The 23,004-nt window shown below is 53.5% G+C and carries 22 protein-coding genes and 3 pseudogenes; 23 read left to right on the forward strand and 2 right to left on the reverse strand.

Going from position 1 to position 23,004, the window contains the following annotated elements:
- Nucleotides 1-147 precede the first annotated feature (147 nt).
- The 21 genes from OGW16_RS16170 to OGW16_RS16270 all read left to right on the forward strand — a co-directional run bounded on the left by OGW16_RS16170 (nucleotide 148) and on the right by OGW16_RS16270 (nucleotide 21,697).
- A complete protein-coding gene (locus OGW16_RS16170) occupies nucleotides 148-645 on the forward strand; it encodes a phage terminase small subunit P27 family (RefSeq protein ID WP_003832359.1) in 498 nt (165 codons plus the stop codon).
- The gene (locus tag OGW16_RS16175) at nucleotides 642-2,369 is read left to right on the forward strand and encodes a terminase large subunit (protein ID WP_016152731.1); all 1,728 of its coding nucleotides are present in this window, start codon (nucleotides 642-644) and stop codon (nucleotides 2,367-2,369) included. The genes OGW16_RS16170 and OGW16_RS16175 overlap by 4 nt, the downstream gene beginning before the upstream one ends.
- The gene (locus tag OGW16_RS16180) at nucleotides 2,363-2,542 is read left to right on the forward strand and encodes a hypothetical protein (RefSeq protein ID WP_003832363.1); all 180 of its coding nucleotides are present in this window, start codon (nucleotides 2,363-2,365) and stop codon (nucleotides 2,540-2,542) included. The genes OGW16_RS16175 and OGW16_RS16180 overlap by 7 nt, the downstream gene beginning before the upstream one ends.
- Entirely contained in the window at nucleotides 2,542-3,801 is a 1,260-nt protein-coding gene (locus tag OGW16_RS16185; RefSeq protein ID WP_016152732.1) for a phage portal protein, read from the forward strand. The genes OGW16_RS16180 and OGW16_RS16185 overlap by 1 nt, the downstream gene beginning before the upstream one ends.
- Nucleotides 3,802-3,837: 36 nt before the next feature.
- Nucleotides 3,838-4,758: a S49 family peptidase gene (locus tag OGW16_RS16190; protein ID WP_286518620.1), complete on the forward strand. Its 921-nt coding sequence runs from the start codon at nucleotides 3,838-3,840 to the stop codon at nucleotides 4,756-4,758.
- Between the two features lie 72 nt (nucleotides 4,759-4,830).
- The gene (locus OGW16_RS16195) at nucleotides 4,831-6,117 is read left to right on the forward strand and encodes a phage major capsid protein (protein WP_016152734.1); all 1,287 of its coding nucleotides are present in this window, start codon (nucleotides 4,831-4,833) and stop codon (nucleotides 6,115-6,117) included.
- A 97-nt stretch (nucleotides 6,118-6,214) separates the two neighbouring features.
- A complete protein-coding gene (locus OGW16_RS16200; protein WP_016152735.1) occupies nucleotides 6,215-6,592 on the forward strand; it encodes a hypothetical protein in 378 nt (125 codons plus the stop codon).
- Nucleotides 6,573-6,890, forward strand: coding sequence for a head-tail connector protein (locus OGW16_RS16205; protein ID WP_016152736.1), 318 nt, complete (start codon nucleotides 6,573-6,575; stop codon nucleotides 6,888-6,890). Before OGW16_RS16200 ends, OGW16_RS16205 begins: the two co-directional genes overlap by 20 nt.
- Nucleotides 6,887-7,237, forward strand: a complete 351-nt coding sequence (locus OGW16_RS16210; protein WP_016152737.1) for a phage head closure protein — start codon at nucleotides 6,887-6,889, stop codon at nucleotides 7,235-7,237. The genes OGW16_RS16205 and OGW16_RS16210 overlap by 4 nt, the downstream gene beginning before the upstream one ends.
- On the forward strand, nucleotides 7,206-7,595 hold the full coding sequence (locus OGW16_RS16215) for a hypothetical protein (RefSeq protein ID WP_016152738.1): 390 nt from the start codon (nucleotides 7,206-7,208) through the stop codon (nucleotides 7,593-7,595). The genes OGW16_RS16210 and OGW16_RS16215 overlap by 32 nt, the downstream gene beginning before the upstream one ends.
- Complete coding sequence (locus tag OGW16_RS16220; RefSeq protein WP_016152739.1) at nucleotides 7,592-7,996, forward strand: HK97-gp10 family putative phage morphogenesis protein; 405 nt, start codon at nucleotides 7,592-7,594, stop codon at nucleotides 7,994-7,996. Before OGW16_RS16215 ends, OGW16_RS16220 begins: the two co-directional genes overlap by 4 nt.
- Nucleotides 7,997-8,029: 33 nt before the next feature.
- Complete coding sequence (locus OGW16_RS16225; protein ID WP_003832379.1) at nucleotides 8,030-8,512, forward strand: hypothetical protein; 483 nt, start codon at nucleotides 8,030-8,032, stop codon at nucleotides 8,510-8,512.
- Nucleotides 8,513-8,574: 62 nt separating this feature from the next.
- Nucleotides 8,575-8,937, forward strand: a complete 363-nt coding sequence (locus tag OGW16_RS16230) for a phage tail protein (protein WP_075847155.1) — start codon at nucleotides 8,575-8,577, stop codon at nucleotides 8,935-8,937.
- A 250-nt stretch (nucleotides 8,938-9,187) separates the two neighbouring features.
- Complete coding sequence (locus OGW16_RS16235) at nucleotides 9,188-12,490, forward strand: phage tail tape measure protein (RefSeq protein WP_286518621.1); 3,303 nt, start codon at nucleotides 9,188-9,190, stop codon at nucleotides 12,488-12,490.
- Nucleotides 12,491-12,823: a phage tail protein gene (locus tag OGW16_RS16240; RefSeq protein ID WP_053090390.1), complete on the forward strand. Its 333-nt coding sequence runs from the start codon at nucleotides 12,491-12,493 to the stop codon at nucleotides 12,821-12,823. It abuts the gene before it with no gap.
- Between the two features lie 8 nt (nucleotides 12,824-12,831).
- The gene (locus OGW16_RS16245) at nucleotides 12,832-13,527 is read left to right on the forward strand and encodes a phage minor tail protein L (protein ID WP_080625044.1); all 696 of its coding nucleotides are present in this window, start codon (nucleotides 12,832-12,834) and stop codon (nucleotides 13,525-13,527) included.
- A gap of 11 nt (nucleotides 13,528-13,538) precedes the next feature.
- The gene (locus OGW16_RS16250; RefSeq protein ID WP_075847159.1) at nucleotides 13,539-14,273 is read left to right on the forward strand and encodes a C40 family peptidase; all 735 of its coding nucleotides are present in this window, start codon (nucleotides 13,539-13,541) and stop codon (nucleotides 14,271-14,273) included.
- Entirely contained in the window at nucleotides 14,171-14,848 is a 678-nt protein-coding gene (locus OGW16_RS16255) for a tail assembly protein (protein WP_049268765.1), read from the forward strand. The genes OGW16_RS16250 and OGW16_RS16255 overlap by 103 nt, the downstream gene beginning before the upstream one ends.
- 71 nt (nucleotides 14,849-14,919) lie before the next feature.
- Nucleotides 14,920-18,300, forward strand: a complete 3,381-nt coding sequence (gene gpJ, locus OGW16_RS16260; protein WP_080625046.1) for a phage attachment tail tip protein J — start codon at nucleotides 14,920-14,922, stop codon at nucleotides 18,298-18,300.
- 68 nt (nucleotides 18,301-18,368) lie between these two features.
- Nucleotides 18,369-21,116: a prophage tail fiber N-terminal domain-containing protein gene (locus OGW16_RS16265; protein ID WP_080625047.1), complete on the forward strand. Its 2,748-nt coding sequence runs from the start codon at nucleotides 18,369-18,371 to the stop codon at nucleotides 21,114-21,116.
- Entirely contained in the window at nucleotides 21,116-21,697 is a 582-nt protein-coding gene (locus OGW16_RS16270) for a tail fiber assembly protein (protein ID WP_075847165.1), read from the forward strand. Before OGW16_RS16265 ends, OGW16_RS16270 begins: the two co-directional genes overlap by 1 nt.
- Here OGW16_RS16270 and OGW16_RS16275 read toward each other — a convergent pair.
- Nucleotides 21,669-21,794, reverse strand: a pseudogene (locus OGW16_RS16275) (tail fiber assembly protein); the annotation flags it as partial. The gene OGW16_RS16270 and the pseudogene OGW16_RS16275 overlap by 29 nt on opposite strands.
- A gap of 9 nt (nucleotides 21,795-21,803) precedes the next feature.
- On the opposite strand from OGW16_RS16275, the pseudogene OGW16_RS16280 reads away from it, so the two are divergent.
- A pseudogene (locus OGW16_RS16280) lies at nucleotides 21,804-21,941 on the forward strand (helix-turn-helix domain-containing protein); the annotation flags it as partial.
- Nucleotides 21,942-22,063: 122 nt separating this feature from the next.
- Nucleotides 22,064-22,437, forward strand: a pseudogene (locus tag OGW16_RS16285) (HumD family translesion DNA polymerase).
- Between the two features lie 47 nt (nucleotides 22,438-22,484).
- Here OGW16_RS16285 and OGW16_RS26375 read toward each other — a convergent pair.
- Nucleotides 22,485-22,601 (reverse strand): YnaM/YnfT family protein, encoded by a 117-nt coding sequence (locus tag OGW16_RS26375; protein WP_352477250.1) that lies wholly within the window; start codon nucleotides 22,599-22,601, stop codon nucleotides 22,485-22,487.
- Between the last annotated feature and the right edge of the window lie 403 nt (nucleotides 22,602-23,004).

The raw sequence follows: 23,004 nt of genomic DNA on the forward strand, positions 1-23,004 counted from the left end.
CTGAATGATGATTTCCATCTTGATTGATGCCCACACAGGCCAGGGGGAGGGGGGATCAAATCCCTGACCCCTTTCGCCTTTCAGGACTGCCCGCTTCCTCGTATTTTTATACCCGCGAAAAATGAAATTTAACCAGGAGTGTCGCTTATGGCTGGAACGGCGGGGCGTTCCGGGCGTCGCCCCAAGCCAACGGCGCGCAAGGAGCTGGCAGGGAACCCCGGCAAACGAGCCCTGAATAAAGAGGAACCTGTATTCACACCGATTAAAGGTGTGGCACCACCTGACTGGTTTTCTGAGGATGATGGTCTGCCAATGGCGGCCGTCATGTGGGAACTGACCACGAAAGAATTATGTGGACAGGGATTACTGTGTGTTACCGATCTTGCCGTACTTGAGCGCTGGTGTGTTGCATATGAGTTCTGGCGCAGGGCGGTTAAAAATATCGCCAGAGAAGGGCTGACTATCACTGGTGCTATGGGGGGGAAGATAAAAAACCCTGAGCTAACCGCAAAGAAAGAGCAGGAATCGGAGATGAGCTCTACCGGCTCCATGCTTGGCCTTGATCCCAGCAGTCGACAACGCCTAATCGGCCTTGCCGGACAGAAGAAAACCTCTAACCCATTCCTGAAGATGATCAACTCATGAGCCGGAAATCGTACCCCAACGTAAACGCCGCGAATCAATACGCCCGCAACGTTGTGCGGGGGAAAATTCCGGCGTGCCAGTTTGTCATTCAGGCCTGCCAGCGTCATATCGATGACATGGCGGCTGAAAAGAGTAAGAAATTTCGTTACCGCTTCGATAAAGACATGGCAGAAAAGGCCGCGAAATTTATCCAGTTGTTGCCACATACAAAAGGAGAGTGGGCATTCAAGCGGATGCCGATCACTCTGGAGGCATGGCAACTGTTTATTGTGTGCTGCGCCTTTGGCTGGGTCCAGAAAGGGTCGAAGCTTCGACGATTTCGCGAGGTTTACACGGAGATACCGCGTAAAAATGGGAAATCAGCTATTTCGGCAGGTGTGGCGCTGTACTGTTTTACCTGTGATAACGAGTTTGGCGCTGAAGTATATTCCGGGGCCACAACTGAAAAACAGGCGTGGGAAGTATTCAGACCAGCTCGTCTGATGTGTAAGCGCACCCCGCTGCTGGTGGAAGCGTTCGGGATTGAAGTTAATGCGTCCAACCTGAGCCGGCCAGAAGATGGCGCGCGTTTTGAGCCGCTGATTGGTAACCCTGGGGACGGCGCTTCACCGCACTGTGCGATTGTTGACGAGTATCACGAACATCCCACAGATTCGCTCTACACCACTATGCTGACGGGTATGGGGGCGCGGCGACAACCACTAATGTGGGCGATCACGACGGCGGGTTACAACATTGAGGGTCCATGCTACGACAAACGGCGTGAAGTGATTGAGATGCTGAATGGCACAGTACCGAATGAGGAATTGTTCGGCGTGATATACACCGTCGACGAGGGGGATGACTGGACCGATCCTAAAGTGCTGGAAAAAGCTAACCCGAATATGGGCGTGTCGGTCTATCGTGACTTTCTCCTCAGCCAGCAACAGAGAGCTATTAATAACGCCCGTCAGGCTGGTGTATTTAAAACTAAACACCTCAACATCTGGGTTGCAGCCCGTGCTGCTTTCTACAACCTGGTTTCCTGGCAGAACTGTGAGGATAAGACACTTACGCTGGAGCAATTCGAAGGACAGCCATGTGTTCTGTCTTTCGACCTGGCGCGCAAGCTGGATATGAACAGTATGGCGCGGTTGTTCACCAGGGAAATTGACGGCAAGACACATTACTACAGCGTTGCTCCCCGCTTCTGGGTTCCCTACGACGCAGTATTCAGCGTTGAAAAGAACGAAGATCGTCGTACTGCGGAGCGATTTCAGAAATGGGTTGAAATGGGACTGCTTACAGTTACTGATGGCGCTGAAGTTGATTACCGCTACATCCTTGAAGAGGCCAAGGCGGCAAACAAGCTCAACCCAGTCAGTGAGTCACCGATTGACCCGTTCGGCGCGACGGGGCTTTCACATGATCTGGCTGATGAAAGCCTTAATCCGATCACTATTGTTCAGAACTACACCAATATGTCTGATCCGACGAAGGAGCTGGAAGCCGCCATTGAGTCAGGCCGCTTTCATCACGACGGGAACCCGATTATGAGCTGGTGTATCAGCAACGTCGTCGGGAAGTATTTGCCCGGTAATGACGATGTGGTTAAACCCATCAAAGAGCATAACGAAAACAAAATCGATGGCGCGGTTTCGCTAATTATGGCAATCGGACGGGCAATGTTGAATAGCCGGGCGAGTAATTCATCCGTTTACGACGAGGAAGATGTAGCATGCTAATGACGTTTTTAAGTTTTTTTATCGGCCTCGCCGGAGCCGCGTTACTGTCTGCCGGTGCCTGGCTTATTTCACCTGCAGCCGGGCTTATTACTGGCGGTTCAATCTGCCTGCTGTGGTCATTTTTAATCGCGAAATCAATGTCTGCCAGCGTAATTAAATCAGGGGGTGAATAATGTTCATTCCCCAGATGTTTCGGGGTAAATCTCAGTCTGGTGGTAGTTTCTGGCAGGCGATGCTGGGTGGTGTGAGTTCCAGCCAGAGCAAGGCGGGGATCGTTATCACTTCTGAAACCGCAATGGCGTTATCGGCGGTCCGGGCATGTGTAACGCTTCTGGCAGAATCGGTGGCGCAGCTGCCGTGTGAACTTTACAGGCGAGGCGCTAACGGAGGCCGTGAACGGGCGACTGACCACCCTGTATATGATCTGATTCATTCCGAGCCCAACAAAAAAGACACTTCATTTGAATACTTTGAACAGCAGCAGGGCCTGCTTGGCCTGGAGGGAAATTGCTACTCGATCATCGACAGGGACGGGAAAGGTTATCCCCGCGAATTAATCCCGGTTAATCCCCAAAAGGTCATTGTCCTGAAAGGCCCGGATGGGATGCCATATTATGAACTACCCGAAATTGGCGAAACGTTGCCAATGCGCATGATGCATCATGTGAAGGTCTTCTCACTGGATGGCTATATCGGCAGTTCCCCAATCCAGACGAACGCGGATGTTCTTGGGCTAAACCTCGCCGTGGAAGAGCATGCTTCTCAGGTCTTTCGCCGTGGTACAACGATGAGCGGCGTTATTGAACGTCCAAAAGACGCTCCGACGATCAAAAGCCAGGATGCTATCGACCGCCTGCTGGCAAAGTGGACGGACAGATATTCCGGCGTCAGGAACGCATTCTCTGTTGCATTGCTTCAGGAAGGGATGAGCTACAAACAGCTATCTCAGGATAATGAGAAAGCGCAGCTGTTACAGTCCCGTCAATGGGGCGTGGAGGAAGTGTGCCGGCTCTATAAAATCCCGCCCCATATGGTGCAGATGCTGGCGAAAGCCACGAATAACAACATTGAGCACCAGGGGCTGCAGTTTGTGATGTACACGCTGTTGGCCTGGCTGAAGCGCCATGAAGGCGCATTAATGCGCGATCTGCTTTTACCCAGCGAGCGCAGTGATCTGTACATTGAATTCAATGTTTCTGGCCTGCTGCGCGGTGATCAGAAGTCACGCTATGAATCTTATGCATTAGGCCGCCAGTGGGGCTGGTTATCGGTTAACGACATTCGCCGCATGGAGAACCTTCCACCCATCGCCGGAGGGGACAAATACCTGACGCCTCTGAATATGGTCGACAGTAAACAAATCTTACCTGGCGATAACACGCCAACAGCAAAACAACTGGCAGAAATCAACTCTATTCTGTCCAGAAACTGAATATCACCCGCAGTGCGGGCTGACCTGGTAAACATCATGACAAAAAATTTAATTAATCTGCCGCATCTGGCGGCTATGGTCTTTGGTGTTCCACATTACGTGACACGACAGACAATGGATTCTGTAAAAGCTGTGCTGGTTCCCCGTATTCAGAGATTATCAGAAGAGGCTGGAATTCACATGACACAGAATCCTGATAACAATCAGGCGCCAGATTTGGTTCAACCAGCTGGTGGAATGGCTGTTATTCCTGTTCACGGCATTCTGGTTCCACGTCGTGGGCAAATTACTGCAATGTGTTCGGAACTTACCAGCTATGAGCGCATACGTAGCCAGGTGCATGCTGCATTAAATGACCCTTCCATCAGTGAAATTGTGCTGGATATAAATTCTGGTGGTGGTGCGGCGGTTGGATGCAAGGAACTGGCCGATTATATTTTCCAGTCACGTCAAACTAAGCCTATTACTGCAATTGTGAACTACAGCGCCTATTCTGCGGCTTACTTTATCGCTTCGGCCTGCAGCAAAATTGTAGTCAGCCAGACCAGTGGAGTCGGCTCGATTGGAGTGATCATGGAACACCTGGATACTTCCAGGATGGAAGAGCAAATGGGGTTAACATTCACCACGATTTTTCGGGGAGATAACAAAAATAACGGTACACAACATGAGCCACTGAGTGAAGACGCTCGGGGAATGTTCCAGAGGATGATTGACGATATGTACGAGACGTTTATTACCTCTGTAGCGGAATACCGGAAACTTGCCCCTCAGACGGTGATTAACACACAGGCCGGAATCTATTTCGGCGCTGATGCCATTTCTGCTGGTCTTGCTGATGAAGTTTCGGATCCTCAGTCCGCGATTAATGCCATTGCGGCAAAGTACAAACAACCTCAACAAACCACTTCCATAAAGTTGCAGGCAGCCGCGATGGACCTGCAAACCAGAATGTAACCCGGCGCTAACGCGTCATTACCAGAAAGCAGCCAACAGGCTGCTTTTTTTATGCCAAAAAGAGAGAAAAACATGGATCATATTGAAGAATTGCGTCGTGAACGTGCGGGTATTAATCAGAAGGTTCAGGTACTGGCGGCAGTAGAAACTGGTGGCGGTACGCTGACTGCGGAGCAGTTAACCGAATTTGCCAGCCTGCAGCAGCAGTTCACGGATATCAGCGCCAAGATTGAGCGTCTGGAAGCGGCTGAACGTGCTGCAGCGCTTGTCGCCAAACCGGTTAAAGGCACACAGCAGACTCCAGGTATCAGCATTAAGGCTGAGCCAAAGCAATATACCGGCGCAGGCATGACCCGTCTGGTGATGTCGATTGCGGCAGCACAGGGTAACGTTCAGGATGCTGCTAAATTTGCAGCTGAAGAACTGAATGACCAGTCTGTCTCGATGGCCATCAACACTGCCGCCGCGTCAGGCGGTGTTCTTATTCCGCAAAACCTGCACAGCGAGGTGATCGAACTGCTGCGCGATCGCACCATCGTTCGTAAGCTGGGCGCGCGCTCCATTCCGCTGCCGAACGGCAACATGGCGCTGCCGCGTCTGGCAGGTGGTGCGACGGCGAGCTACACCGGGGAAGGCAAGGATGCGAAAACATCAGAAGCGCGCTTCGATGATGTGAAACTCACTGCGAAAACCATGATTGCAATGGTTCCAATCTCAAACCAGCTGATTGGTCGTGCTGGCTACAACGTGGAGCAGCTGGTCCTGCAGGATATTCTGACCGCGATCTCTGTTCGTGAAGATAAAGCCTTTATGCGCGATGACGGTACCGGTGATACGCCTGTCGGTATGAAAACGCGAGCAACTGAGTGGAACCGCCTGCTGCCGTGGGAAGCTGCTGCAGAGGTTAATCTGCAGACGATTGATACCTATCTCGACAGCATCATCCTGATGGCGATGGACGGGAACAGCAACATGATCAGCTGCGGCTGGGGCATGTCGAACCGTACCTACATGAAACTGTTCGGGCTGCGCGACGGTAACGGTAATAAGGTCTACCCGGAAATGGCCCAGGGGATGCTGAAGGGATTTCAGATTCAGCGTACCAGCGCTATCCCGGCAAACCTCGGTGACGCTGGCAAAGAGTCGGAAATTTACTTCGCTGACTTTAATGACGTGGTTATCGGTGAAGACGGCAACATGAAGGTGTCGTTTTCGCAGGAAGCCTCCTACCAGGACGGGGACGGAAATCTGGTTTCCGCGTTCTCCCGTAACCAGTCGTTGATTCGCGTGGTGACGGAGCACGATATCGGCTTCCGTCATCCGGAAGGTCTTGTTCTCGGGACAAAAGTGCTGTTTTAACCGGTCCTGCACTCTGTGCGACCACGGTCGCACAGCGTAAAAGCACGTAATTCCCCAAGCCCGCAGCAGCGGGTTTTTTCTTTTCAGGAGCAAAACGATGACGACGAAAGCGGCAAAAGCAGCGGCAGCGGCGGTTGCAGCCGGGGATGTGAAAAAGCCGGATGAACTGACGCCGGAAAATACAGTGGACGGGGATGACGGTCAGAATACTGCAGCGGGTTCAGGTGATACAGGTGTTGATCTGACCGGAAGTGAAACAAACGGGGCCACGGTCCTGACGGGAGCAGAAGTGATGCGGAAAGCGGTTTTTTTCCTGGGACCCTATCATCGTTATTCACGCGGTGATACGGCCTGTTTTGATACTGAGTACGCAGAAAAACTGGTTGAACGCCATATTGCGGTATGGCCAGAAGATGCGGAAAAGGCGCTGAGTCCCCGCAAGGGAGCCGATGACCATGATACTGACATTGGATGACGTGAAAACCCAGCTCCGTCTGGAGCCGGATTTCACGGAGCATGACGGCATGCTCACTAAAATGGTGGCGGCTGCGCAGAAGAGTATTGAACGTGACTACTACTGCAAACTGGTGGGAAGCGACGACGAACTGCAGGCGCTGCCGGAAGGTGTACGCGGTTTTGTGGCGGATGAAGATATCCAGCTGGCCATGCAGTATCTGGTCGGGGATGCGTATCTGAATGGTTTCACCGGTCAGTGGCTGGAGACGGCTCCGGTCCGGCATCTTCTTTTCCCGTTGCAGGAGAACACCGTATGAGCCTGAAGCCGGAAGAGATGACCTGCCGTCTTTCGATTGGGTATATGCAATCCGGTCGGGGACCGCTGGGTGAACAGCTGCCGGAGCAACTGGTCACGACCGGGAAAGCCTGGGCGAAGCGCGAGCTGGTCTCGGGCAGAAAGATCCGCACACTGGATCAACAACAGGTTGTTGAAACGTGTCTTTTTACCACTCATCCGAACCTGAATATTGATATCGACTGGAAAATAACGACGTCTGACCGGGTTTATACCGTTCGTAACGTCGAACGTCTTGCGGACCGCATCATCATCACAGGGGAGGCAGACGCACGTCATGATCGAGCTGGCATTAAAGGCAGCACTTGAACGCCTGACCGGGCTGGATGTTTACCCTCTGCTCCTGCCTGATGAGCTGCAGGAGGGAATTACTTACCAGTGTATCTCCGATCCGGAGCTGTACGCCGGACTGTTGCGCACAGGCCTGATTGCGGGTCGCTTCCAGATAGCGATTTATCTGCTTAATGACTACACCCGCCTGTTACAGCTGGATAAGAAAATCAGCGCGGAATGGACCGCTATCGTGCATGGCCAGCTGGAGGGCTTTCCCGTGCAGAATGTGGTCCGGGGTGGAATACAGCAGAGTAAATCGGTACTGACCAGCGGCAATATTCAGTACCGGCTCGTCCGGGATTTCACCTTTCACTACCGGGATGCCTCACCATGATCACTATGGACGTAAAAGGGCTGGACGAGCTGGAGCGGCAGCTTATCGCACTCGGTGAAAAGGTCGGCACGAAGGTGTTACGTGACGCGGGGCGTGAGGCGCTGAAAGTGGTTGAAGACGACATGAAACAACATGCCGGCTTCGACGATGCATCCTCTGCAGAGCAGCATATGCGTGATTCCATCAAAATTCGCTCATCCACGCGGAAAGGTCGCGGAAATACGGTGGTCACCCTTCGGGTTGGCCCCAGCAAGAAGCATTACATGAAAGCGCTGGCCCAAGAGTTCGGTACGGTGAAACAGGTTGCCGATCCATTCATCCGTCCGGCACTGGATTACAACGTCCGGCAGGTTCTGCGCATTCTGACCGTTGAAATCCGCAATGGTATTCAGAACAGGTAGCAACCGCTGCCCACTATTTAAGAGAGAATCATTATGGCTGATGAAAATAACACGCCAAAATCATCCCCTGAGTACGCAATGCTTCCTGCCGGGACGGTGGTGAAGTTCGGCGAGGTGGGGGCCGCTGTGGCGGCGCTCAAACCCCTGATTAACTGTAAGGCACTGGGCGCGACAGGTCAGACGGGAGGATTTGTCGACTGTACCACCCTGCTGGACAAGAGTAAGCAGTCGGTGTCAGACCTGCCGGAAGGGCCGGAGAAATCGCTGGGATTCATTGACGACCCGGAAAACGAAGATTTCACCGCGTTCCTCAATGCTGCAGAACAGCGTAAGACCGTTCAGTTTTATATTGAGCTGCCGAACAAAAGAACGGCTTCAATGATCCTTGCGCTTTCAGGCTGGCAGATGAACGAAATCACAGCGCCTGCCAGTGAAGTTATCCAGATTACGGTGCAGGGTAAGCAAAACAACATTAAATGGGGGATCGCCGCGCCGGCACCAGATGCCGGAGCGTAATCTGTTTCCCGATATACACCGCCTCCGGGCGGTTTTTTTTCGTCTGAAAAACAGGATACACCATGTCTGAATTTAGCCTCTCCGCACTGAAAAATGCACTGCTCAAAACGAAATCCACGCCTACTGAAACTGAAATTTTAGGCACAAAGGTTTACCTGCGTCGGCTGACGGCGGCTGAGCTTATTGATCATGAAGATGCACTCATCGAGGCGCAGACCTCTGGCAATGCCCGCCTGGCGTCTGAGCTGAGCGTACAGATTGTTATCGACAGCCTGGTTCAGCCTGACGGCTCGCCGATTAAAGCCAAAGACAAACCCACGGCGAAGGAGCTGCTGGCGGCACACGATAACGTTGTGCTTCTGGATGCCATCGACAAAGTGAAAAAGCACGCCATCGGTAAGCTGGAAACCGCCGAAAAAAACTGAGTGACTCGCCCTGGCTGGAGCTGATTTTCTGGCTGGCCGACCGCTGGGGCGAGCCTGACCCGTCAAAAATTGCGGCGCTTCCGGCTGACACGCTTTTCCACTGGCGAGCTTTCTTCCTCAAACAGGGCATTTTCAAAAAGCCTTGCCGGGAAGAGCCTGACAGTAATCCGCCCCCTGTTAAATCCCCCACCGCCGCCGTGAATCCGAGTCTGGATGCGCAGTGTGCGGCAGTTATGAAGGTATTAATGTAATGGGTGACGTTGCCTCTCTTGCCGTTGGGCTGCATCTGAATGCAGCGAACTTTAAATCGCAGCTGATGAGCGCCTACGGCAGCGCTGAGAGTCAGTCACGCCAGTTTAACCGCAATGCCCAGGCTGATGCGAAAAAGACGGAGGATGCCTATAAGCGTGTTTCTGCTTCGGTATCAGGGCTGGCTGGCAGGCTGGCAGGTTTTGCCGGGGCGGGTTTATCGCTGGGCACCATTATTAACACTACGCGGCAGTACAGCCAGTCCCTGTCGGATTTGCAGGCCATCACCGGTGCCACCAGTGCGCAGATGAAACTGTACGATCAGGCAGCGCAGGAAATGGGCCGCACAACGGAATACAGCGCATCGCAGGCTGCCGAGGCCATTAAGCTGATGGCTTCGGCAAAGCCTGAACTGCTGAGTACCTCTGCGGGTCTGACGGCGGCGACCAAAAGCGCGTTAACGCTGGCCCAGGCGGCAGGGACCACGCTTCCGGATGCCACCCGAACGCTGGCGCTGTCGTTAAACCAGTTTGGGGCGGGAGCCAGTGAAGCCGACCGGTATATCAATGTGCTGGCTGCCGGCGCGAAATTTGGTTCGTCGGAGATAGCCGATACTGCTGCTGCTATTAAAAATGGCGGGGTGGCAGCGGCACAGGCTGGCGTAGGTTTTGAAACCCTCAATGCCGCCATACAGGTACTGGCGGAGCGTGAGGTTAAAGGCGGCGAGGCCGGAACCGCGCTGCGTAACGTGATCCTGAATCTGGAGAAGGGAACCGATAAAACCCTGAAGCCTTCTGTTGTCGGGCTGAGTCAGGCACTGGAGAACCTGGCCGGGAAAAACCAGTCAACAAAGCAGGCCGTGAAGCTGTTCGGGGTGGAAAACCTCAGCGCGGCATCCATCCTGGTGCAGAACCGCGAGAAGGTGGAGTCGCTGACCGCCGCCCTGACCGGTACACAGACCGCACATGAGCAGGCCGAAATCAGGGTAAATAACCTCAACGGCGATCTTCTCAGCCTGACTTCGGCTTTTGAAGGTCTGATTATTAAGGTGGGACAGAGCGGAAACGGCCCGCTGCGCAGTGGTGTTCAGACCGTTACCGATGCCATTAATGGCCTGACGGATAATTTTAATACGGTCGCCAACGTTGCGCTGTATACGCTGATTCCTGTTCTGGCGACAAAACTGACGGCAGGTATCAGGGGCAACATCGGTGCCTGGGTGGAGCAGCAGCAGGCAGTCAGGGCCAGCGCGATGGCGCAGGCCGATATGGCGCGAAAAACGCTGGAAAGTACCGCCGCCACGCTGGCACAGAATAACGCAGAATTCGGGCGTTATCGGGAAATGGAGAAAAGTGCCAGACAATTTGGCCTTAACGTCAGTTATCAGAGTGAGTTTAACCGCTTAATCCGGCAGGAAACCGAGCAGACACTGCTCTCCACCCAGGCAAAGAGCCAGCTGAATGCTGCCAATAAACAGCTTTCCGTTTCAGCCCGCGCAGCCTCTGCAGCAGTAGGTATGGCAAGAGGGGCGCTGGCACTTGTTGGCGGTCCGGTGGGAGCGGCGATGCTGGCAGGTTCGGCGTTGCTCTATTTCCATAATCAGGCGAAGAATGCCCGTCAGTCAGCGATTGACCTGAAAAATGCTGTCGTTGAAACGAATGAAGAACTAAAAAAACTGTCGCTTAACCAGCTCAACGTGAAACAGCTGGATATTGATGAACAGTTTGAGAATCAGGTTATTCAGCGAAATAAACTGATTAAGGAAATTCAGGATGCGGACAGCCGTATCGATGGATTGAGCGGCTTCGACCCGTTCGGACAGCTTAAAGGCGTAAAGAACGATAAAACCCGCTACAAAGGGGATCTGGATGCCGTTGAACAAGGGTTAAAACTCCTCAAGGAACGGCAAAAAATTGTCAAAGAGGCCATAGAGCAGGCTAAATCAGGGAAAACCGATCCCTCGCCGAAGCCGGATAAACCAGGGAATGAAACAGGGAGCGATAAACCCGATACCCCCTGGACCGGGGAAGGCGGGGATACAGGGAAGGGGCAAAAGGCGAAGGTTAACCAGTATGAGCAACTGCGGCGTGAAATCGAAGCGGCGCATGCCTCAAGTCTCGTACGAATCAACCTGCAGGAGCAGGAAAGCGCCAGAAAACTCCTTGAAGCCGCCCGCGCTGACGGGGCCAGCGAGGCTGATATTCAGAAGACGTTGCTACTGAATGCTGAAAATTATCAGAAACAGCGCCTCGAACTGGCAGAACAGTATACGCCGGCCAGAGCCTCTCTGACGAAAGAGCGCGAAGCGAGCCAGGAGCTGAAGTCGCTCCTGGATGCCCGTCTTCTGGATGAAAAGGAATACCAGACGGCCAGAATCACGCTGGCACAAAGTACAGCCCGCGAACTGTTACAGGCACAGGCAGCGGCAATGTCTGCCCCTCTGATTGATATCGCCGGCACGGTTGATCCGCTGGCAGAACTGCGCAATCAACTGGCCGAGCGTCAGTCTTTGCTGCAGGCTTTTTATCAGAACGATGTTATCAATAAAGAACAGTACGAACTGCTGAAGCAAAAGGCTGACAAGGATTCCGCTGATGCGCAGTACCAGACGGCGGTGGAGCTTTATAAGTCGCAGGGAAACCTGAACAGCCTCGCCATTGGCCTGATGGAAACCACCCAGGAGCGAACCTCCAACATGCTGACCGGGATGCTGAACGGTACACAGACACTCCGGGACGGGATGATTGGGTTATTTTCCTCCCTGACACAGTCGGTGATTAAAAACCTTGTCGATATGGCAGCGCAGGCGCTGATTACTAACACCATTCTGAAATCCATTATGGGTATCGGCGGCAGTCTTTTGGGTGGTGCAGCCACCGCGAGTACCGGCACGGCCATCAGCAGTTTTGGCAGCAGTTTTAGTTTTAATGCGAAGGGCGGTGTTTATGACTCACCTTCATTAAGTGCCTACAGTAACGGCATCTATGACAGCCCGACCCTGTTTGTTTTTGCAAAGGGGGCAGGTGTGTTTGGTGAAGCTGGTCCGGAAGCCATTATGCCCCTTGCTAAAACGCCTGACGGTACGCTGGGCGTCAGGGCGCTGGGTGACCCGGGTTCCTCTGGTGGTGGTATGAATGGGTGGATTACTTATTCACCTGTGTATCACATTGCCATCCAGAATGACGGACAAAACGGGGAGATAGGGCCGCAGGCATCGCAGATGCTGGTCAGAATGATCGATACGCGCGTCATGAGCATCCTGAGAACTCAGGGCCGCGATGGCGGCATGCTGGCGGGAGGATAAGTGAAAACCTTTCATTGGGCACCCAGGGAGGGGATGCCGTCTTCTGTTTCCCCTTCAGTGACAACCATAAAATTTGGGGATGGCTATGAGCAACGTCGCCCGACCGGACTCAACCATCAGTTAATTAACTTCCAGCCTGTTTTCCGGACAACGTCGGACAATTCCCGCACCGCACTTGAAGCGTTTCTGGTCGAGCACGGGGGATATAAAGCCTTTCTGTGGCGACCGCCAAAATACAACCGCACGATTAAAGTTGTCTGCCGGGAATGGTCTGTTACGGACAACGTCACGTATTCTGATTTCAGCTGTAAATTTGAGCAGGTTATTGCTTAAGGATCCTTATGCAGGATATTCCTCAGAACACCCTCAACGAAACCACGAAAACCGAGCAGTCTGCCCGCATTGACTTGTGGGTAATCGACCTGACGGCCTTTGGTGGCCAGCGTTACTACTTTTCAAATGAACTAAACGAGAAGGGAGAGCCGGTCACCTGGCAGGGCAGGAAGTATGACGTTTACCCGATACAGGGAACCGGATTTGATCTGGTAGGGAAAGGGACGTCTTCCCGACCGACGCTGGCGGTGTCGAACCTGTTTGGCATGGTCACGGGACTCGCGGAGGATGTGCAGAGCCTCGTCGGGGCCACGGTGGTAAGGCGCGTGGTATACGCCCGTTTTCTCGATGCGGTGAACTTTACAGGCGGCAATCCGGAGGCTGATCCGGAACAGGAAGTGGTCAGCCGCTGGGTGATTGAACAACTGTCGGAGCTGAAAGCCACCACGGCGACCTTCGTGCTGGCCACTCCGACCGAAACGGACGGCAGCGTGTTTCCGGCGCGGATCATGCTGGCTGATGTCTGCAACTGGACCTACCGTTCTGATGAGTGTGGTTACATCGGGCCGCCTGTGGCGGATGAGTTTGATAAGCCCACGGCAGACCCGGCAAAAGATGCCTGCAGCAAATGCCGTACCGGCTGCGAGCTGCGTAATAACCTGCCGCGCATCGGCTGTTTCCTCTCCATTAACCGTCTTTCCTGATGGATACACCCATGAAAAAAACACTCCTGGCGCATGCTGCAGCATGCGCGCCGGCTGAATCGTGTGGCTGGGTGGTGAACACGCCCGCAGGGGAGCGGTATTTTCCCTGCCAGAATCTTTCCGCTGAACCGACTCTGTATTTCCGCATGGATCCGGCAGATTACCTTCAGGCGCAGGCGGCAGGCGATGTGGTGGCCCTGGTACACAGCCATCCCGATGGCCAGCCGTTTCTCAGCGATGTTGATCGCCGCCTGCAGGTGCAAAGTGGCCTGCCGTGGTGGCTGGTCTGCGATGACCGGATATACAAATTTCGCTGCATGCCATTCCTCACCGGGCGGGCATTTGAGCACGGGGGGACGGACTGTTACACCCTGTTCCGAGATGCGTACCATCTGGCGGGTATTGAGATGCCGGATTTTGCGCGGGGGGAGGACTGGTGGAAGCAGGGCGAGAATCTGTATCTGGATAATCTGGAGGCGACAGGTTTTTATCGGGTGAATGCTGAAGAGGCACAGCCCGGAGACATTCTGATTTGTTGTTTTGGTTCATCAGTTGCCAACCATGCCGCGATTTACTGCGGCGACGGCGAACTGCTGCACCATATTCCTGACCAGCTCAGTAAACGCGAGAGGTATTCTGAAAAATGGCAACGCCGCACACACTCGATATGGCGACACCGGGCATGGCACGACTCTGCCTTCACGGGGATTTACAACGATTTGGCCGCCGCTTCAGCCTCAGTATAAAAACGGGGGCCGAGGCCATTTACGCGCTGGCCATACAGGTTCCGGGCTTCCGGCAGAAAATGAATGATGGCTGGTATCAGATACGCATCGCCGGTCAGGATGTGGATGAAACCAGCGTGTCAGCCCGTCTGCATGAACCGCTGCCGGACGGGGCCATTATTCATATTGTCCCGCGTATGGCAGGGGCAAAATCCGGTGGCCTGTTTCAGGTCGTGCTGGGTGCTGTGGCAATAGGCGCGTCCTTTTTTACGGCAGGCGCTTCAATGGCAGCCTGGGGGGCTGCGTTATCTGCCGGTGGTATTTCGGTATCCTCAGTTCTGTTTTCTATGGGGGCAGCCATGATGCTGGGTGGTGTGGCGCAGATGCTGACGCCGCAGGCAAAAATCCCCTCGTCCCGGCAGACCGATAACGGCAAACAGAACACTTATTTTTCGTCACTGGACAACATGGTGGCGCAGGGGAATGCCCTGCCGGTGTTGTACGGTGAAATGCTGGTCGGCTCCCGCACGATCTCCCAGGAAATAAGCACACGGGATGAGGGCGGCGGCGGGCAGGTGGTGATCATCGGTCGCTGATTTACTGCAGCATATTTATATTAAAACAGAACCGCCTTCGGGCGGTTTTGTCGTTTCAGAGGGAACAGATTATGGGTAAGGGTGGTGGCAGCAGTAAAACGCCGCATGAGGCTCCTGACGACCTGAAATCCAGCCAGATGCTGACCGTTGTTGATGCCATCTGCGAGGGGCCGATTGAAGGTCCGGTGGACGGGCTGAAAAGTGTCAGAATTAACAAAACGCCGGTCCTCGACAGCGACGGTAATGCGATGGTTCACGGTGTCACCGTGGTTTACCGCGTGGGGGAGGATGAGCAGACCGCGATGGAGGGATTCGAAGACTCCGGTGCTGAAACCCTGCTGGGTGTGGAGGTGAAGAAGTCAGAGCCGGTGACCCGCACCATTACCGCTAAAACGGTGGACCGTCTGCGTTTTACCTTTGGTGTGCAGTCTCTGGTCAGTACCAGTACCAAAGGCGACCGCAACCCGACCAGCGTACAGATGCTGATCCAGTTTCGCCGGGACGGGCTGTGGCGAACGGAACGGGATATCACCATTACAGGTAAAACAACCACGCAGTTTCTGGCATCTGTGGTGATCGATGATTTGCCGCCCCGGCCGTTTGAAGTCCGCATGCAACGTATCACTGATGACAGTACGACAGACCTGCTGCAGAACAAAACGGTGTGGTCGGGCTATACCGAAATCATTGATGTAAAACAACTCTATCCGAATACCGCCGTTATCGGGGTAAAAGTGGACGCGGAGCAGTTTGGCAGCCAACAGGTCACGCGAAACTATCTCCTGCGCGGGCGTATCGTACAGGTGCCGTCGAATTATGATCCGGTAAAACGGACGTATTCCGGGCTGTGGGACGGGACGTTTAAACCCGCCTGGACAGATAATCCGGCCTGGTGTGTGCTGGATATGCTGACCCACCCGCGCTATGGCATGGGAAGCCGCATCGGTGTTGCCGATGTGGACAAGTGGGCGCTGTATGCCATTGCACAGTACTGCGATCGGCTTGTTCCAGACGGTTTTGGCGGGACAGAGCCGCGTATCACCTGCAATGCGTATCTGACGGACCAGCGTAAAGCGTGGGACGTGCTGGGGGACTTCTGTTCCCTGATGCGCTGCATGCCGGTCTGGAACGGCAATACCCTGACCTTTGTACAGGACCGGCCCGCCGATAAAGTCTGGACCTATACGCAGAGTAATGTGGTGATGCCCGCTGACGGTGCGCCGTTCATCTACAGCTTCAGCGCCCTGAAAGAGCGCCATAATGCCGCCGAGGTCCGTTACACCGACCCGAACAACGGCTGGGAAACGTCCACCGAACTGGTGGAAAACGACGCTGCCATCCGGCGCTACGGTCGCAACGTCCTGAAGATGGACGCGTTCGCCTGTACCAGCCGGGGGCAGGCGCACCGCGCCGGACTGTGGGCCATCACCACCGAATTGCTGGAAACGCAGACGGTGGATTTTTCCGTGGGGGCCGAAGGACTGCGACATGTTCCCGGCGATATCATTGAGGTCTGCGACAGTGATTATGCCGGCGTGACCGTGGGCGGACGCGTTCTGTCGGTCGACAGCCTGTCCCGTACGCTCACCCTGGACCGCGAGGTGGAAATACCGCCAGGCGGCAATGTGGTGCTGAACCTGGTGGGCAGCGATGGCCAGCCTGTTACCGTCGCGGTCACTGCACATCCGGCCCCGGACCGCGTGACCGTCAGCCAGTTACCCGATGGCGTGGCGGCGTACAGCGTGTGGGGGCTGAAACTGCCGGACCTGCGCCAGCGCCTGTTTCGCTGCGTGGCCATACGGGAGAATGATGACGGGACGTATGCCATCACCGCCGTGCAGCATGTTCCGGAGAAAGAGAGCATCGTGGACAACGGTGCGAAGTTTGACCCGTTGCCCGGCACAGGTATCACGAACACACCACCCGCTGTGCAGCATCTCACCACGGAGATTCTGGCAGAGGACGGGCAGTATCAGGCGCGGGCGCGCTGGGACACGCCGCGCGTGGTGAAAGGCGTTAACTTCTTCCTGCGCCTGACGGTGAAAGCGGAAGATAACAGCGACCGCCTGGCCAGCAGCCTGACCCTGACCGAAACGGAGCACACCTTCCGCAACCTGACGCCGGGGCGCTACACCCTGACGGTGCGGGCGGTGAACACCCAGGGCCAGCAGGGTGAGCCTGCCAGCACAGATTTCAGTATCGCCGCGCCGGCTGTACCGTCTTATGTTGAGCTGATTCCCGGCTATTTCCAGATAACCGCCACCCCGCGTCAGGCGGTATATGACCCCACGGTGCAGTATGAATTCTGGTTTACGGATACGCAGATAACCGATATCCGCCAGGTGGAAAGCGATGCGCGTTATCTCGGCACGGCGCTGTACTGGATTGCGGCAAACGCGAGTATCAAACCAGGTAAAGACTATTACTTCTATATCCGGGCCGTGAACCAGGTCGGGAAATCGGCGTTCGTGGAGGCTAAAGGCCAGGCCAGCAACGATGCGGCGGGCTATCTGGACTTCTTCAAAGGGGAAATCACCGAAAGCCACCTCGGCAAAGAACTGCTGGAGAAGGTGGAACTGACAGAAGACAACGCCAGCCGGCTGGATCAGTTTTCGGAAGAGTGGCAGGACGCGAACGGCAAGTGGAATGCCATGTGGGGCGTGAAGATAGAACAGACCGAAGACGGGAAGCACTATGTGGCTGGTCTGGGCCTGAGCATGGAGGATACGGAAGAAGGTAAGCTGAGCCAGTTCCTGGTGGCGGCTGACCGTATCGCGTTTATCAACCCGGCGAACGGCAATGAAACTCCGATGTTTGTGGCGCAGGGCAACCAGATATTTATGAACGAGGTGTTCCTCAAATATCTGACGGCCCCGAGCATCACCAGTGGCGGGAACCCGCCGACCTTTATGCTGACGCCTGACGGCAGGCTGACTGCCCGTAATGCGGATATCAGCGGTAATATCAGCGCGAATTCCGGCACCCTCAATAATGTGACGATAGCGGAAAACTGCACCATTAACGGGACAATGCGGGCAGAGAATATTGTCGGCGATATCGTTAAAGCCGTCGGGCGGGCTTTCCCCGGAAGCGCTAATTACCCGAATGGGACCCTCACGGTTCAGATACAGGATGACCACCATTTTGACAGGCAGATAATCATTCCCCCCATCACCTTTGCAGGAGGAAAGGCAAAATCAGAGACAAGCAACGAGATATGGACAGACTGTGGGCTTGTGGTGAAGCACAACGGCAGAGAGATATACAACGCAGAACCCGCGATTACAGCGAGATCATTCAGCAGGGTTCTTGATATGCCAGCCGGAGGTGGAAATGTGACGCTGAGCTTCACGGTTTCATCCAGGGGGTATGGCGGCGGGGCCTGGGCTGATATCAGCAACCTGCTGGTCATGGTGGTGAAGAAGAACAGCACGGGGATCAGCATTTACTGATACCTGAATCCAGAAACGAGCGCCTGAATGGGCGCTTTTTTATTGCTGAAAACAAGAGGTAATGACATATGTCAGTACAAATTTCTGGCGTATTTAAAGACGGGGCGGGGAAACCGGTACAGGGTTGCACTATTCAGCTGAATGCGAAGAAAACCAGCCCGACCGTTGTTGTGGAGGTGATTTCATCCACTGTTACAGACGCGAACGGCCACTACAGCATTGAGGCTGAACCGGGTTATTACAGTGTGTCACTGATGCGGGAAGGGTTTCCGCCCTCTGTGGCTGGCGACATTTACGTGGCCCCGACTGATGCGCCGGATACCCTGAATGCGTTTCTCGATGCACCAAAAGATGCAGATCTGCGCCCGGAGGTGATGAAACGCTTTGAAGAAATGGTAAACCGTGTAGTGGATTTGAGCGGTGCAACAGAAAAGGATCGGGAACGCGCCGAACAGGCCGCACAGTCAGCGGAACAAAGTAAGGATTCGGCAGCCCTTTCTGCAACGGCTGCAGCAGAGTCACAGAAGCAGGCAGCACGCTCTGCAGATGCTGCTGATGTGTCTGCCCGCTCTGCTGATGATAATGCCCGACAGACCGCGCAGGACGTTCTGGCCTGTGCAGCGGATGCGGACAGTGCGGCAAAGTCTGCACAGACAGCGACGGAGCAGGCCGGACAGGCAAAAATCGCCGCCGATACGGTACAGAAAGCGCAGGAGGAAGCGGGAGTTTCGGCACAGTCAGCAGCAGGAAGTGCCGGAAGTGCTGCTGCAGCAGCACAAACAGCGGGTGAACATGCCGGTAATGCAGCCGCATCTGAAATTTCAGCGCGTGAAAGCGCCCTTACGGCCACGCAGGCGGCAGAACAGGGTGATAACAGCGCGGCAGCTGCAGTGCTAAGTGAACAGCATGCCAGGGAGTACAGCGAAAAGGCTGCTAAATCAGAGGCTGCGGCATCAGCCAGTGCAGAATCGGCATCTTCCAGTGATGCATCAGCCCTGCAGTCAGCCGAAAAGGCTGAGAAACAGAAAAATGCAGCCGCTGAGAGTGTCACCCGTGCAGAACAGGCCAGAGATGAGGCGCTGACTTCCCGGAACGAGGCAGTGGAGGCCGCTGAAACAGCGGCGACAGACGCTGCGGAGAAAGCCGCAGGCAAGGTTTCGGAGCAACTGAAAGCTGCTGTAGCTGATGATACTCAGCGCGCCGAAGCCGCAATGGCTGGCGCTGAAAGCGCGGCAGTAGCCTCACAGGGATACCGTGATGAAGCGAGGGATATTGCTGAAAGTCTGAAGCCAGGAGACGCCAGCACCACGCAGAAAGGGCTTGTGCAGTTAAGCAGCGATGACGACAGCGACAGTGAAGCCTATGCAGCGACACCGAAAGCCGTTAAAAAAGTCAAAGACCTGGCAAACCAGAAGGCCCCACTGGACAGTCCGGATCTGACAGGGACTCCAACTGCCCCCACGCCGCCATTAAGTGTCAGTAACAAACAGATTGCGAATACCGAGTACGTTCAGGCTGCGGTTGCTGCATTAGTTGGCTCATCCCCTGAAGCTCTGGATACGCTGGCTGAGTTAGCGCAGGCATTAGGAAATGATCCTAATTTTGCAACCACGATGCTCAATGCGTTAGCGGGTAAACAGCCGCTAAATGAAATACTGACGTCGCTGTCCGGGCTGTCTACCTCCGGAAGTAAATTGCCATTTTTTAGCAGTAAAAATACGTTGATGTTGACGGATCTGACGACGACCGGGCGTGGGTTGATTGCTAAAAACTCAATAAATGAAATTATCACATACCTTGGTTTGGTAGAAACGATAAATTTAGCAGCTGGCGCGGTGCCTTCAACGCGCAGAGTAAACGAAAAAGCGCTTACAGATGATATTTACATCACCTCACAGGATATTTTTAACGGGCAAGTCTTGATGATTGGTGCAGACCAAAATCTGGACAATTTCCAGACGCCGGGGCTGTATGCTCAGGATATGAATGTTAATACCAGTACGGCACTGAATTACCCGGAGAATAATGCAGGTTCTCTGATGGTACTGAGAAGCGCCGGAGTGACACAGATTTACCGCGTGTACAATTCATCCCGCAGTTATACACGTAGCAAGCATTCAACGCAGGCATGGACTCCCTGGGTACCTGATGATTCTTTTCCGGTCGGCGCACCTATTCCCTGGCCGTCTGATACAACTCCGCAAGGGTATGCTTTAATGCAGGGGCAACCTTTCGATAAAGCAGCCTATCCATTGCTTGCGATTGCGTATCCATCGGGTGTTATCCCGGATATGCGAGGCCAGACGATTAAGGGTAAACCGAACGGTCGTGCGGCACTTTCATATGAACAGGATGGTGTTATATCGCATACCCACGGAGCCAGCGCATCCAGTACGGATTTGGGAACTAAAACCACATCATCGTTTGATTACGGCACTAAGACTTCAAACACTACCGGTGACCATAACCACAACAGAGGTACTATGGAAATTACTGGTACTCTCGGTTACTTCAGAAGTGATAATAGTAGCTTCTATACAGCAAGTGGAACATTTACACTTGGTGGCTCTACAGCGGCTAAAAGTTTTACAGGTTCTAATTTTACTTATGGTGTTCCTGTAAACTTTAACGCTTCCAGAACCTGGTCTGGCGTCACAAACACTACGGGTAACCATGCGCACTCTGTTGCAATTGGCGCTCATGCACACTCCATTGCTATTGGTTCACACGGACACTCCGTCACTGTTAACGCTACTGGTAACGCGGAAAACACTGTCAAAAATATTGCGTTTAACTATATTGTGAGGCTTGCCTGATGACTTTTGAAATGACCGGAGAAAATCGGACTATTACTCTCTACAATCTTCGTGCAGATACAAATGAATATATTGGGAAATGTGAAGGGTTTATCCCTGCTAATACCGGATTACCTGCTTACAGTACCAATATTTCTCCGCCGCCAGCGAAGGCCGGTTTTGTCGCTGTATTTAATCTTAAGTCAGAAAAATGGTCACTGGTTGAGGACCATCGCGGGAAAATTGTCTACGACATTCAAACCGGGAAAGCTACCACGATTGACCAGTTAGGTAAGTTACCTGACGATGTTGTTTCCGTCGCGCCGGAAGGCCATTTTGTTAAGTGGGATGGAGCACAGTGGGTCCACGATACCGATGCGGAAAATAAACATCTTCTGATGCTGGCCGAACAGGAAAAAATAAATCTTCTGGCGGTCGCAACATCCGCTATAGCCCCCTTACAGGATGCTGTTGATCTGGGCATGGCAACGAAGGTTGAAACCGCACTTTTACTGGAGTGGAAGAAATACCGTGTCTTGCTTAACCGGGTAGATACCTCAAATCCAGAATGGCCTACTCAACCGAATATTCAGGCCAGTTAATATCAGGGGCGGAAGACAAATCGAGGCGGCGTAACTCAGTACGATAGCTTCGCAACGCTGCCAGTTCTGTTTCCTCGCTGGCTGATATATCGCCGTCTTTTGTGCAAGACGACTAAAGTTAACCGCAGAAGAGTGGGCTCAGGCTGGAAGGTTGATAGCTGCAGGTGAGTCAAGAAAACGTGTGGCTATAATTTACGATGTAGGGAGGGCGACGCTATACAAAAAATTTCCTGCGCGGTGTTGAGAAGACACCACCGCCTCGTCGTATGCAAGAACGGGCGACGGCGAACTGGCGAACGTTCGATAGTGCGGGTATTGAATGATTACCAGATTACTACTGTTCACCCCAAACGGAGGATTTTAGCTATGGGGTTCCCTTCAACTGCCAGTGATTACGTTGAAACGAGGATCTCACTCGATCAGCAGCTTATCAACCAGCAACGACTTACTTCATGCGGGTATCACGTTCACATTTCAGGGAAGGGATACTCCAGGGGCGCTGCTTGTGGTAGAGACATCACTTACTGCCTGCGATGACTCACTGCTGATATGTGCAATCGACGGGGAAGCGATATCGGACTCACCCTCAACCCAACCTGATTAATCTGGAGAGCGGGCGAAAGGAGGCGAAACCAGTAGATGATGACGGATACGGTTCTGCACCCGCTATATTCTGGGTGATTACTTACATCATCAATGATGCTAGGAATGCAGAGTTTGATGATTGCCCGGCCATGTGAGCACATTATTGCTAAGTGAAGTATGAAGTGGGGTTACGTGGTTGAGGCTAATTATCATTTCTGTCTGGATTGTTAGACAAACCAATCCCTACTTTTACCGCAGCGAACAACATGATGCACAGAGTGGTAATCGCGGCAAATACCAATAAGAGACTAGTAATCATAGAGCTTCTTAATGTCAGATGAATTCAATTGTCAGACAACTGTATAGGGAAAAGGTTCCTGGCAATTATCGTGCTTGCTATTCAAGAGGATATTACAACCCGATAGAACGTAGTTGGCTGGTAATCTGTCGATAGTTTCACCCCAATAATCCCCTGAGTTTCCCCGTACAGAAAACAGGCATAAAAAAACCAGCCGTAAAGTCTGGTTCTTAAAGGAGTTTTGGTCGGCACGAGAGGGTTTGAACCTCCGCCCCCCGAGACCCCATGACGGTGGCTACTGTTTTTAGGATTGCTATGTGCTAAAAGCGGAAATAAATAACAATTGTTCGATAATCACTTTTAGTGATCAGAAGCATGAAATCCCCTGCAGCAATATGCAGGGGCTTATATATGATGCCGGGTG

This window comes from Citrobacter sp. Ce104, from assembly GCF_030334595.1.
GTDB lineage: Bacteria > Pseudomonadota > Gammaproteobacteria > Enterobacterales > Enterobacteriaceae > Citrobacter > Citrobacter europaeus.